Origin of the sequence: Fictibacillus nanhaiensis (assembly GCF_019801215.1) — a bacterium.
In the GTDB taxonomy this organism is placed as follows: domain Bacteria; phylum Bacillota; class Bacilli; order Bacillales; family Fictibacillaceae; genus Fictibacillus; species Fictibacillus nanhaiensis_C.
The window spans coordinates 155,078-167,509 of sequence record NZ_JAHVJO010000002.1; the positions used below are offsets into that span (position 1 = coordinate 155,078).

At 41.3% G+C, this 12,432-nt stretch carries 14 protein-coding genes; 2 read left to right on the top strand and 12 right to left on the bottom strand.

Features of this window, described 5'->3' with window-relative positions:
* Position 1 precedes the first annotated feature (1 nt).
* The 3 genes from hisD to KUV80_RS09345 are packed head-to-tail and all read right to left on the bottom strand — an operon-like array spanning position 2 to position 3,095.
* The gene (gene hisD / locus KUV80_RS09335; protein WP_222462449.1) at positions 2–1,273 is read right to left on the bottom strand and encodes a histidinol dehydrogenase; all 1,272 of its coding nucleotides are present in this window, start codon (positions 1,271–1,273) and stop codon (positions 2–4) included.
* Complete coding sequence (hisG, locus tag KUV80_RS09340) at positions 1,270–1,914, bottom strand: ATP phosphoribosyltransferase (protein ID WP_222462450.1); 645 nt, start codon at positions 1,912–1,914, stop codon at positions 1,270–1,272. Before hisG ends, hisD begins: the two co-directional genes overlap by 4 nt.
* On the bottom strand, positions 1,911–3,095 hold the full coding sequence (locus KUV80_RS09345) for an ATP phosphoribosyltransferase regulatory subunit (RefSeq protein ID WP_222462451.1): 1,185 nt from the start codon (positions 3,093–3,095) through the stop codon (positions 1,911–1,913). The genes hisG and KUV80_RS09345 overlap by 4 nt, the downstream gene beginning before the upstream one ends.
* A 220-nt stretch (positions 3,096–3,315) precedes the next feature.
* Between KUV80_RS09345 and cax the strand changes: the two genes are divergently transcribed.
* Positions 3,316–4,371 (top strand): calcium/proton exchanger, encoded by a 1,056-nt coding sequence (gene cax, locus KUV80_RS09350; protein WP_222462452.1) that lies wholly within the window; start codon positions 3,316–3,318, stop codon positions 4,369–4,371.
* Between the two features lie 127 nt (positions 4,372–4,498).
* Entirely contained in the window at positions 4,499–5,521 is a 1,023-nt protein-coding gene (locus KUV80_RS09355; RefSeq protein ID WP_222462453.1) for a peroxiredoxin family protein, read from the top strand.
* 138 nt (positions 5,522–5,659) lie between these two features.
* On the opposite strand, the gene KUV80_RS09360 is transcribed toward KUV80_RS09355, so the two are convergent.
* The 9 genes from KUV80_RS09360 to KUV80_RS09400 form a co-directional block, all read right to left on the bottom strand.
* A complete protein-coding gene (locus KUV80_RS09360; RefSeq protein ID WP_222462454.1) occupies positions 5,660–6,208 on the bottom strand; it encodes a histidine phosphatase family protein in 549 nt (182 codons plus the stop codon).
* A gap of 26 nt (positions 6,209–6,234) precedes the next feature.
* Positions 6,235–6,690: an SRPBCC family protein gene (locus KUV80_RS09365; protein WP_222462455.1), complete on the bottom strand. Its 456-nt coding sequence runs from the start codon at positions 6,688–6,690 to the stop codon at positions 6,235–6,237.
* 72 nt (positions 6,691–6,762) lie between these two features.
* A complete protein-coding gene (locus KUV80_RS09370; RefSeq protein WP_222462456.1) occupies positions 6,763–7,071 on the bottom strand; it encodes a hypothetical protein in 309 nt (102 codons plus the stop codon).
* A gap of 45 nt (positions 7,072–7,116) precedes the next feature.
* On the bottom strand, positions 7,117–7,572 hold the full coding sequence (locus tag KUV80_RS09375; protein ID WP_246625142.1) for a GNAT family N-acetyltransferase: 456 nt from the start codon (positions 7,570–7,572) through the stop codon (positions 7,117–7,119).
* A gap of 73 nt (positions 7,573–7,645) precedes the next feature.
* Positions 7,646–9,118, bottom strand: coding sequence for a sodium/proline symporter PutP (gene putP, locus KUV80_RS09380; RefSeq protein ID WP_222462457.1), 1,473 nt, complete (start codon positions 9,116–9,118; stop codon positions 7,646–7,648).
* Between the two features lie 529 nt (positions 9,119–9,647).
* Positions 9,648–10,238: a hypothetical protein gene (locus KUV80_RS09385; RefSeq protein WP_222462458.1), complete on the bottom strand. Its 591-nt coding sequence runs from the start codon at positions 10,236–10,238 to the stop codon at positions 9,648–9,650.
* A 91-nt stretch (positions 10,239–10,329) separates the two neighbouring features.
* Complete coding sequence (locus KUV80_RS09390) at positions 10,330–10,845, bottom strand: acyltransferase (RefSeq protein WP_222462459.1); 516 nt, start codon at positions 10,843–10,845, stop codon at positions 10,330–10,332.
* Positions 10,846–11,487, bottom strand: coding sequence for a pyrophosphatase PpaX (gene ppaX, locus KUV80_RS09395; RefSeq protein ID WP_222462460.1), 642 nt, complete (start codon positions 11,485–11,487; stop codon positions 10,846–10,848).
* Complete coding sequence (locus tag KUV80_RS09400; protein ID WP_222462461.1) at positions 11,462–12,430, bottom strand: nucleoside recognition domain-containing protein; 969 nt, start codon at positions 12,428–12,430, stop codon at positions 11,462–11,464. Before KUV80_RS09400 ends, ppaX begins: the two co-directional genes overlap by 26 nt.
* Between the last annotated feature and the right edge of the window lie 2 nt (positions 12,431–12,432).

Here is a 12,432-nt window from a genome sequence, read left to right on the forward strand (position 1 = left end):
TTTAGTTGTCCTCCAGTCGAAGATCAATCGCTCTCGCATGTGCCTCTAATCCCTCTAAGCGGGCAAAAGCAGAAATTTTATGTCCATTCTCTTTTATCGCCTGTTCACTATAACGGATCACACTCGATTTTTTCGTAAAGTCATCTACGTTTAACGGGCTAGAAAAACGGGCCGTTCCACTTGTGGGGAGAACGTGGTTGCTGCCTGCAAAATAATCTCCAACAGGTTCTGAACTGTATTCTCCTAAGAATATCGCTCCTGCATGTTTGATTTTCCCTAGAAGACTCATCGGATCATTTGTCATGATCTCTAAATGTTCCGGTGCGATTTTATTAATAACCTCTGCACCTTCCTCTAATGAATCTACAACATAAATAGCGCTGTACTCTTTAATAGCTTCTGCCGCAATCTCTTTTCTCGGCAAGTTTACTAGCTGACTTTCTACTTCAGCAGCTACTTTTTCAGCAAGTTCATTTGATGTGGTCACTAAAAAGGCAGCGGAACGAGGATCATGCTCAGCTTGTGACAATAAATCAGCTGCGATATACGCGGCGTTTGCGGTTTCATCTGCCAGTACAGCTATCTCACTTGGACCCGCGATCATATCAATATCACAAACACCAAATACCTCCCGTTTTGCCAATGCTACAAAAATGTTGCCTGGCCCTACGATTTTGTCTGCTTTAGGCACCGTTTCCGTTCCGTAAGCGAGTGCTCCTATTGCTTGTGCGCCTCCGATTTTAAACATGCGTTTAACACCTGCAATAGAGGCTGCTGCCAAAACGGTTGGAGGCAGCTTCCCATCTTTTCCTGGTGGTGAAACAAGGACGATTTCTTCAACTCCAGCTACGGCCGCCGGTATAACACCCATAAGAACGGAAGATGGGTATGCTGCTGTTCCTCCTGGTACATAAACCCCTACACGCTCAAGAGGTGTTACCTTTTGTCCTAACAGTGTTCCATCTTCTCTTGTAAAAAACCAAGACTGGCGTTTCTGCTTTTCGTGATATTCGCGAATGTTTGCCGCGGCCTCTGTGATAATATCCAGCATTTCTTGATCAAGGGCAGAAACAGCATCATCAATTTCCTCTTGAGTGACTTCAAGATCGTCCAATGATACACCGTCAAATTTTTTGGTATAGTGAAGAAGTGCTTTATCCCCTTCTTGTTTCACGCTTTTCAAAATTTCTAATACAGCACCTCGTTGTTTCTCTGTATTTTGTTCGACGCTTCTTTCAAGAGTTTTCAATTCAGAAACTAGCTGGATTTTCACTGATTATCCTCCTTGCTTTCAATGAGCGTACGCATTCGTTCGACGAGTTCGTTTATTCTTGAAGCATGAAGTCTGTAGCTCGCTGGATTGACAATCAGACGTGAAGTGATGTCTGCAATCTTTTCGAGTTCTACAAGGCCGTTCTCTTGTAACGTTCGCCCTGTTGAAACGATATCCACGATCCGGTCTGCTAACCCGATCAACGGTGCGAGTTCAATCGAACCGTTCAGCTTGATAACTTCCACTTGCTGGCCTTGCTCTCTAAAATAATGAGACGCCACATTCGGGTATTTTGAAGCGATTTTCGGTGCTGCTTTCTGGTCTATCCCTCCAGGCAAACCTGCAACAGCCAAATAACAGGATGATATTTTCAGATCCAGAACTTCATACACATCCCGTTCTTCTTCAAGCATCACGTCTTTTCCCGCTATTCCAATATCGGCAACTCCATGTTCTACATATGTCGGAACATCCATCGGTTTTGCTAAAATAAAACGCAAGCCGGCTTCAGGTGCATCGATAATCAGTTTTCGAGATTCTTCAAATTCCGGGGGCAGCGGGTATCCTGCTTGGCGCAGCAAATCCACCGCTTCTTCAAATATTCGCCCCTTCGGCATAGCCATCGTTAACGTAGTATTCATGAAAGGTCCTCTCCTTGCGTTCTCCCGATTAAATAATGAATGGCATCGAACCGTTTGCTGAACTCATCTACATTTTTTACACCAGCTAGATCTTGCATCACGACATGAACGCCTTCTGATCTTTTTTCTTTTGCCAATTGGAGTGCTTCTTTTCTGCGTTCTGGAGTATACAAAATACATTGACGTTTCGGGAGTTCACTTTTCGTTTCTAATGCTTCTATAAAATAATCCATTCGAATTGCGAACCCTATTGCTGGTGCTTTCCGGTCAAAACGGTTTAACAGATCATCATATCGTCCCCCGCTTGCTATCGGTGCCCCAATCCCAGTGGCATACGCTTCAAAAACGATTCCCGTGTAATAATTCATATGACTGAACAACGTAAAATCAAACACAATGTTATGTGCAGCACCATACTCCTCTAAGAGACTGTACAGAGATTTTAGTTCTTCAAGTGCTCGCTGTCCTTTCTCGTTTGGAGTTAAAGCTGAAGCGTCATCCAACACCTCTATACCGCCTCTTAGATCTAAAAGCTTTAGAAGTCTTTTCGTATCGATCGAGGACAGAGGAAGCTGCTTCACATGAGATGTATATCCTACATAGTTTTTTTCATTTAAGTATTTGAGAAGCTCTTCTGCCCGATTATCATTTCCTAAAATATCTCCCAGTAGCTCCTGAACGAATCCGATATGACCAACCGCTACTGTAAAAGAAGAAATACCGCTCTTTTTTATCACTTCGGACATTAACGCGAGCGTCTCAGCTTCAGCGCTAGCCGTTCCTTCACCGATCAGTTCGATACCAACTTGTTCAAATTCGGCAGGTCTCCCGCCTTCACGCTGTTGTGCACGAAAAACTGACGAACTGTAGGCAAGGCGTAAAGGGTACGCCACATGTTTCATGCTTGAAGAAACTACTCTTGCAATGGGGGCTGTCATATCCGGACGCAGCACGAGCGTTTTGCCCTCCATGTCCAGGAGCTTAAACAGTTGCTGATCCAAAATAGCCGATGCTTCCCCTACCGTATCGTGATATTCCAAAGTCGGTGTCTGAATAAACTGATAGCCCCAGGATTGCATCTCTTGTTTTATTGTATTTTTTATATCTTCATTTTTTTGATAAAAAACAGGCAATGTATCACGCATACCTGCAGGCTTCTCAAAGACAAACGGTTTAGGCATTTTCCTTCATCCTTTATATGTGAAGTGATTTGTTTTTTACAAACGCTTTAGTTCGCTAATATACTACCATGATAAAGATTTATTTGTTAGTCTACACGTAGCCTTCCAAGCTGTCAACTGAAACTCTCAAAATTCTTGTATTTAATAGAGTTAAGAAAACCGTTTTCAGGGAATAGTATGAAAAAAATAAATACATACATCAAGAAAGGAAGGAATGGGTTTGTTTAACCGCATCTTTTTTATTGCCATCCTAATCGGAGTTCCACTCTCTGTCATCGGCAGTATGCTACACTGGCCTGCAGTTGTTCTTTTTGCGATCTACTGCGCTACCATCGTTGCGCTTGCAGGTTACATGGGACGTGCGACAGAAAGCTTGGCCATTGTAGCTGGACCTAGAATCGGCGGATTGTTAAACGCTACGTTCGGAAATGCTGTTGAACTTATTATCTCTATTTTCGCCTTAAAAGCAGGACTCATAAGTGTAGTATTAGCTTCTTTAACCGGTTCCGTACTCGGAAACCTTTTACTTGTCGGCGGACTGTCCTTTTTTGTAGGAGGACTAAAATTCAAGCAGCAAAAGTTCAATATTTATGATGCCCGACATAATGCGGGACTGCTCATTTTTGCTGTCGTTGTTGCTTTTGTTTTCCCTGAGGTCTTTTCCTATAAACTGGACAAATCCGAATCGCTTACGTTAAGCGTATGGGTTTCTGTGATTATGATTGTTTTATATATCGCTGCTCTTCTTTTCAAGCTTGTTACACACCGAGGTGTCTATCAGTCAGAACACGATGATGCTCATAGTGACGAGGTAGCAGAATGGAGCAAATGGAAAGCCCTTATTATCCTTGCACTTGCTACTGTCGCCGTAGCTTACGTTTCTGAAAAATTGGTTCATACGTTTGAAGAAGTAGGAGAAACGTTAGGCTGGAGCGAAGTTTTTATCGGGGTAATCATAGTAGCAATTGTCGGAAATGCTGCGGAACACGCATCTGCGATTATTCTCGCTTATAAAAACAAGATGAACGTTGCAGTGGAGATCGCTATCGGATCAACGCTTCAGATTGCCATGTTTGTCGCTCCTTTGCTCGTGTTGATCTCACTGTTTTTTGAGAAATCGATGGCGCTCGTGTTCTCTCTTCCTGAACTCGTCGCGATGGTTTTAGCGGTCTTTCTCACGATAACAATTACAAATGATGGCGACACGAACTGGTTTGAGGGACTAACTTTATTAGCTGCCTACCTTATCATGGGCGTTGGATTTTATCTTTTATAAAGTATGAATTTGATTAAGACGGTAAAGGGTTCTCAGTCCTTTGCCGTTTTCTTTTGAGCAAATGAGGAATAAAACATGGATAAATTTGATAAAGTGAACATAAGGACAACTTTAGGACGGTGTGATAATGGAGAACTACCTCTCGATCGGATCTTTTCCGGTAAAAATGGTGTGGCTTGCGATACTTGGTTCAGCTTTAATGGCATATGGAATCTTAGCGCTGAAACTGAGAAAAGAACACGACAAAAAACAAATTCTGGATATATTGACTAATGCTTTAGTGCTGTGCTGGTTTGTTTGGAAATTCAGCTATGCCCTTTTACATCCGTTGCTTACTCTTAAACAGCCGTTAAATCTTTTATATTTTAACGGTGGCGAAACAGGCGTTGTACTTGGTATCCTTTTCGCGGTTCTGTACCTTTTGTGGTCGGCAGGAAAAAGAGAGCTTGAGAGAAGCCGCATTTTTTACAGTGGTATATTAGCACTCACCCTCTTTTTCGCAGTCTATTACGGAGCACATTTTGCTGTAGACACTCTAGCCTTTGACGGATTGATCTCGCTCTTTTTTACCGTGCTCGCTGTTTATTTATACACGGCTGGTTCTTTTCAGCTTAAGAAAACGGTACTCTCTATGCTCGTTACAGCTCTATTCTTTTCTATTCTTACAAACAGTCCACTCGGCACTGGTAAAAAAGACGCTGCTTCGGTTGAAACAGCTGCTTCAGGCCTAAAGCCAGGTAACAAAGCACCTGATTTTGAGCTGAAGACCATAGATGGAGAGACGATAAGGCTTTCAGATTTGAAAGGAAAAGTCGTGTTCGTTAACCTTTGGGCCACTTGGTGTCCGCCTTGCCGGGCAGAGATGCCTGAGATGGTGAGGTATTATAATGAGCATTCTTCAGAAAAAATAGAAGTGCTTGCCGTTAACTTAACGCAAAGTGATTCTGAAAAAGAAGTAAAAGAGTTCGCAGAAACATATAGGTTGCCATTTCCTGTTCTTCTTGATTCAGAAGGTACAGTGGCAAATACGTACAAAACGGTCACCATCCCGACGACTTTTATCGTGGATGCAAAAGGAATCATCAAACAAAAACATATCGGTCCGATGAGTTACGAGATGATGGTCGATTTTGTAAAAGCTGCACAATAAAAAATGATTGTTAAACAAACGTTTACATCCGATTAAAGAAAGCTGGCATCAATACCTTTTTCAGGTGATGGTGCCAGCTATTTTTGAATACCACGTTTTATAAAAATACGATTTTCGCATAATATCTACAAAAAGGCTCTATTCATTTAATTTTTCAAACACATACAGCTTCGCATTCTCCGGTCTTCCAAGCTTCGGTCCTTTAAACCCCCGCCGGATCAGCTCTTTACGCATGAACAGCATAACACCTCCATGGCTCACCACTAACGCGTTTTCTTCACCTTCCTCAATAATTCGGTCTAGGATATTAGAAATTCGTTTTTCAACGTCTGTTCGGCGCTCTAACTGAGATTTATGATTAATCAGCCAGGCAGCCCTGATGCATAAAGGATATAAAATCATTGGAATCTTTATGTTTCGTTTAAAGAAAGGATATACAGGAATCTCACGAAGATCATCTGATTTAATCAGCTCTCCATCATAAATCTTTTCTGCCGTGTACTCTGCCCTTCGAACAGTACTCACATAGCACTTTTTCCACGACATCTCACCTAGATCCACTTCTGTATCTTCTACTTCAGAAGCTTCATATTCTTTTAGCCATTGATCAAATTCTGCAGGGGTTATCCATTTCTGAGTCGGATAACCACGTGTTACTTTAAAGTGACGTACTAAGCCGATCTTCATTTCCCCACCACTGCTTTCATCAGATATTAATCACGCTTTTCAGCGATAATCTTTAACGCTTTAGCCCTGCCAATAATGAATGAAGTCATATATTTTTCTAAAAACAAGTAATCAGCTAATCTCCCTATCCAGCCAAAAGGAGATTTGTATGCAAATACGTCTTCCATAACGGTTCCATGGTTCGCCGTCTCAAACGTATGCGTGTGGTTGAAAGAATGGAAGGCACCTTTTACCATCACATCAACAAAGCGATATGGTCTTTCCATTTCAATAATCTTAGCCGTTAATCTTTGCTTTACTCCAAAGTGCACAGCTTCCCACGTCACAGTGTCTCCTTTATTTAAATGTCCTTCGGTAACTCCAGCAACCGCTCTCTCTTTCGTATGTGATGTTGTTATCGTATGTACTTCTACATTTCTAGCAAGATCGAAACAAACTTCGATTGGTGCCTCAATAAATTCACGATGCTTAATAATAGGCATAAAGAAATTCTCACTTTCTTAGACGATTGAAAAACAACACCCCACTTAAGTGAGGTGCTGTAATACACTATATTAACTATTCCACGCATAAAATGAAATTCCTTCACTTAAGTGGTCCTTGAAGAAAGCAATCAGATCGGGCAACGAGAAGTAGTTGCGATAATCTTCATCCACACCGAAAACATCTTTTACGTAAACAATCCCAAGCTGGTCTTTTTCGTCGAAAAGAATCAGCCCATATCCATCCCTCATCGTAAAAATAATAGGACAGCCAAGCTTTAAACTGTACGTGAACTGCTCCCTGTTTTCGATGGGTATCAATGACTCTTCTGTATAAAGCGGTCCTAAAAACCACTGCTTTACTCTCTCTTTTATACCCATGTCATTCACCCCGCTTTTAGCATCTTATGCAGAGGTGAAGGAAAGTTACATGATTTTATCCTGTAATTTTTTTTCGAGTATTATTTTATGCTCTCCCTTTTTGTTTATATAAGTACGAATAATAGTAAACCCTGATTTCAGATTTAAAATAAGCATGCCCCTCCATTTATTCATTGATTTCGTTTTAACTATACGATATCCATTTTCCTTTAAATATTGATGTTGTTTCTCCATCAACTTTAAAGCAATTCCATTTCCTCGATAATGAGGATCGACTCCACCTAGCCAACTATAAAACGTGTTTCTATCAATGGCATATCCAATCTTATAACCAACAACTTTATTATCCACTAATGCCACGTTAACCATTAAATGAGATTTACTTTCCATTTGCTCAACCAGTTTGTCAGATTCATCAAAAATAGATTTATGTAAGTGTAGAATCCCCTCTAAAATAACACCTTTAGGAATAGAATGAATAAGAATATATTCATAGTCCAAATAAATCTTTCTCCCTTCACCTTTTATAAAAGCAAAGAATCTCTCTTTTTAAAAAGAGAGATCCTGCTATTCACTATGCGTTTGCTAACTGTTTGGATTCTTCAAATTCATTTTTGATTTCTTCGCCTGGTTCTTTAGTGAAAAGACTGACTACGATGATTGTCAGTGTACAAGCAATGAACCCTGGAATGATCTCGTAAACGTCTGCAAATGCCGGAATCATCTCCCAGACGATAACAGTGCATGCACCAATTACGATTCCAGCAAATGCTGCCCACTTCGTCATGCGCTTCCAATACAAACTTAATATCACGACTGGACCAAATGCTGCTCCAAATCCAGCCCAAGCATAACCTACTAGATTCAGGATCGTTTCACTCGGGTTTAGCGCTAGAGTAAACGCAATCACTGAAACGACTAGGACAGCCATTCGACCAATAAAAACGAGCTCTTTATCACTAGCAGAACGCTTTACAAAGGCTTTATAAAAATCTTCTGTTAAGGCACTTGATGTAACCAATAATTGAGAAGAGATCGTACTCATAACGGCTGCTAGAATCGCAGCTAGTAAGAATCCCGTTATGATTGGATGGAACAACACTTCAGATAATAAAATAAATACCGTTTCTGCTTTCCCCTCTTCTAAAGGTGTGCCTGCCTGGTTGAAATAAGCAATACCAACCAATCCTGTAAACATCGCCCCTACGATGGAGAAAATCATCCAGCCCATTCCGATTCGTCTCGCACTCTTCATTTCTTTTACAGATGTGATCGCCATAAAACGAACGATAATGTGAGGCTGTCCAAAGTACCCAAGCCCCCAAGCAAGTAAAGAGATGATACCGATTACGCTTGTCCCAGTAAATGCGTCCAATAAAGCAGGACTTACGCTTTCGATTTCATTAAACGTTGTATCCAAGCCCCCAACTTTCATAATGGCTACAAAAGGAACAAGGATAAGGGCAACAAACATGATTGCACCTTGAACGAAGTCTGTATAGCTTACCGCTAAAAAACCGCCAAATAACGTATAAGCGATAACTACCCCGGCGGTAAGCAAGATGCCCCAAGTGTAATCCAGCTTAAACGCTGTTTCGAAAAGCTGGCCACCCGCAACCATCCCAGACGAAGAGTAGAACGTAAAAAAGATAACGATTACTAACGCTGAAGCAATACGTAAGATTCGCGAAGTATCTTTGAATCGATTCTCAAAATAGTCAGGAATCGTTATGGAGTTATTCGCCACTTCGGTATACGTTCTTAAACGCGGTGCAACATATAACCAGTTTAAATAAGCTCCAACACTTAACCCAACAACAATCCAGCCGCTGCTTAATCCGGAAATATACATCGCACCCGGCAATCCCATTAACAGCCATCCACTCATATCCGATGCACCCGCACTAAGCGCTGTTACAGCCGGCCCAAGATTTCTTCCGCCTAGCATGTAATCGGTAAGGTTATCTGTTTTGCGATAAGCATACAATCCGATCAACAACATCCCGATCATATAAACAGTAATTGAAAAAATAACGCCATAATCCATATTCAGTTTTCCTCCTGCACTCTCAAGTTGTAAAACGCTTTCATTTTTTTAATTATAAATACATTTTTCGACAAAAGGAATATATATTTTTTCAGGAAAAGCATAACGTGGTGAACCATAGTTTGCTTCTGCACAGGGATTTTTTAAAAAACAGGCGGGAAAAACATCCATTCGGAGTGAATTCACGTCAAATCGTACACAATAAGTTGCTTGGCAGATCCCAAGCGTCAAATCAACGGTCATAGAGTACGTAGGAGAACGCAAAAAGAAGGCTAGTTAACCGTAATCGTACAAAAAGCCATTCCTTCCTTAAGATGCGACTGTGAATCCGAAAGTTTTGGTGCTGAATCCAAAAGTTTTAGGGCTGAATCCAAAAGTTTAGGTGGTGAATCCAAAAGTTTTAGCTGTTTATCCACGAGTCTACAATCCTCGACAATTTTCGCTCTTTCCGTCTGTTCAAATAATAGTGTAAACACAAAAAAACTGACCCCAGCATCACCATAGGCGTCTGGGCGCCAGTTTCTAAGAATTAACGTTTTTTTCTTCTTAACCGTTTTACTTTTACAAATTGTTTCGTAAACTGATCCAGCTCTTCGTCTCGGTAGATGTAAAAGAAGCGATGATGGTGGCCATCTTTCATTTCCGTCAGATCACATTTCATATGATCATCCAGCTCCTGGCGCGTTAACTCGACCGTATACATCTTTCCATGACTCGGAATATCCAATTGGATCTCATTTAAAAAATGGAGTTCTTTCAATAAATAAATGGAAGTATCAAGGAGAAATTCACAGATTAAATCTTCTGAACCAAAGTAGTGTTGAAAATGTTCGCGTGTAAACGAAGTATGGGGTACATAACGCTTGTAGGTAGAATAATCGCCATAAAAAACCAGCTTTGCACGTGTGCTTTCCAATTCATAATGCTTAACGAGGCCATTGCCCTTCATTTTTGAAACAGCCGTACGAAAACGGTACGTATCTCGGGCAGCTAGCTGTTCTGCCTTATTTTGTGAATTTGCTGCTTTCGGTGCATGCTGAGATTGACAATTATCTTCTACTAAATGTCCAATTTTAAACATGTTCTTCATAAAAACCATCGAGAACGATTTCCTTCTCATAGTATGCGCCTCCAGCTTTCGCTTTTTTGCCTGTTTTAAGTATACGACGAATCAACAGAAAACCCAAGAGGGGAACTTCCGACAAATTTTTCTATTTGCTTTCCGCTTCCCTCTTTGACCGTTCTTCTTTTGTATAAATAACCTGCATCGGATTTCCGCCAACGAAAGATCCATCAGGAACATTTTTATGAACGAGTGTACCTGCGGAGACAATCGCGCCATCGCCGATTCTTACACCGGGAAGGATCGTAGAATTGGCTCCGATCATCACATCATTACCAACAATAACGTCACCGAGCCGATACTCATGGATCAAATATTCATGAGCAAGAATTGTCGTGTTGTAGCCGATCACACAGTTCTTACCAACGGAAATACGTTCAGGATACATAATATCTGGCATCACCATGAGCGCAAAGGCTGTTCCTTCTCCAACTTTCATCTTTAGAAAAGTGCGATACAACCAGTTTTTCATCGGTAAAAAAGGGGTATAGCGGGCGATTTGAATCGTGATAAAATTTTTGACAACTTTCAAGAATGGTACAGTATCATAAACTTGGTACAACGAGTTCCTGCCTTTTACAGGATAACGCTCAGTATCACGCACTTATCTCTCCCCTAAAACATCCAGCAAATCCGTCATTTCGTTAAGCATATAATCAGGATTAAACTGCTGCAAATAATCATTTCCCCGAATCGTCCAAGAAACTCCTGCTGTTTGTGTTCCTGCATTTTGTCCCGCAAGAATGTCATACTTGCTGTCGCCGACCATGATTGCTCTCTCTGGAGTTGATCCCAGCAACCTTAGGGCTCTTTGAACCGGTTCTGGGTCAGGCTTCGCTTTTTCTACGTCATCAAGCGTTACAACGGTTTGGAAGAACGGCTCTAGACCAACTAGCTTTAAGCCCATCTTAACGGTATTTCTCATTTTAGTTGTTACGATTCCCAATTTGTAACCCTTTTTATACAATTCTTCTACCGTTTCAAAAACTCCTTCAAACTCTGTTACAAGATCATCATGGTTGGAAATATTGTGTTCACGGTAAGTTTGCACTAGATCTTGCACACGATCTTTGTCAAACTGTTCCATCGTTTCAAGGAGAGGCATCCCCATTAACGGCAAAATATGTTCACGATGGTATTGTTCAGGAAAATATTTGTTTAGCGTATATAGGAAGGAAGCAATGATTAGTTCATTCGTATTGATCAGCGTTCCATCCAGATCAAATAGTATGGTGTCCCGTTTCATGTTGTGATTCCTCTCTTGTTAGTCTATTTTTTCGTTCCACCTGATTCCAGACATAAGCGACTAGCATCGTGAGAACGATCGCTGTAACCAGCCGTATGATGAGAAGCGGCATAACCGGAATACCGAGCGGAACAAATATCAATGTATCTTCGACAACGGCATGGCAGCTTACTAGAAAAATAAAGGCGAGATACAGATCTTTTTTTGATACGCCATCTTCTTTTGCTGCCTGCATCATAACGCCAGCTCCGTATGCCAGACCGATTGTGAGTCCTGCCGCCATCGTCATGGAGGTGTTTTCCTTCATCCCTAGAAGTTTCATAGCAGGTGCCATCCAGTTGGAAAACTTGTTCAGCCACCCATTATCTTTTAAATATTGCATGATAATCATGAGCGGAATAACGATGAGTGCAATCTGCAAGATTCCAAGTGAAGCTTTTTCAAAAGCCACTAATGTAATTTCTCCCCAGCCACTAGGAGCTACTTCGGGCTGTGAAATAAAACCGTATTGCGCTTTTTCCGTTCCGCCATCCCAAAAAAGGTTGATCATAAAAGCAGAAAACAGTGCCAATCCGATTCGAACGAGCAGAATCACCCATAATTTTATGCCGACGCTCGCTGCAACTCCTGATTCAATAAAAAGATTATGGGAGAACGACAGCATAACAGCCAGAATAAAAACGTCCTGAACGGTTAACGAATCAAGAGTCAATATCCCGCCTATTCCCGCATAGAGGTTAAGAAAATTTCCAAGCACGAGCGGAATCGCCGCTTCCCCTGGCAAGCCGATCCATTTCATAGCAGGAGAAATCGCAGAAATCAGCCAATCCAATACAGGTGTGTGGCTTAATAAGGTAATGATTAATGTTACGGGAAAAATAATCTTTCCAAGCGTCCAAGTGGTTTTTAGTCCTGCGAGTGTTCCTTTTTTTAACGTTTCCACTT

Coding starts and splice junctions, on each gene's coding strand:
- hisG (WP_222462450.1), bottom strand. CDS start 1,914: ATGAATACTACGTTAACGATGGCTATGCCGAAGGGGCGAATATTTGAA.
- KUV80_RS09345 (WP_222462451.1), bottom strand. CDS start 3,095: ATGCCTAAACCGTTTGTCTTTGAGAAGCCTGCAGGTATGCGTGATACA.
- KUV80_RS09355 (WP_222462453.1), top strand. CDS start 4,499: ATGGAGAACTACCTCTCGATCGGATCTTTTCCGGTAAAAATGGTGTGG.
- KUV80_RS09360 (WP_222462454.1), bottom strand. CDS start 6,208: ATGAAGATCGGCTTAGTACGTCACTTTAAAGTAACACGTGGTTATCCG.
- KUV80_RS09365 (WP_222462455.1), bottom strand. CDS start 6,690: ATGCCTATTATTAAGCATCGTGAATTTATTGAGGCACCAATCGAAGTT.
- KUV80_RS09370 (WP_222462456.1), bottom strand. CDS start 7,071: ATGGGTATAAAAGAGAGAGTAAAGCAGTGGTTTTTAGGACCGCTTTAT.
- putP (WP_222462457.1), bottom strand. CDS start 9,118: ATGGATTATGGCGTTATTTTTTCAATTACTGTTTATATGATCGGGATG.
- KUV80_RS09385 (WP_222462458.1), bottom strand. CDS start 10,238: ATGAGAAGGAAATCGTTCTCGATGGTTTTTATGAAGAACATGTTTAAA.
- ppaX (WP_222462460.1), bottom strand. CDS start 11,487: ATGAAACGGGACACCATACTATTTGATCTGGATGGAACGCTGATCAAT.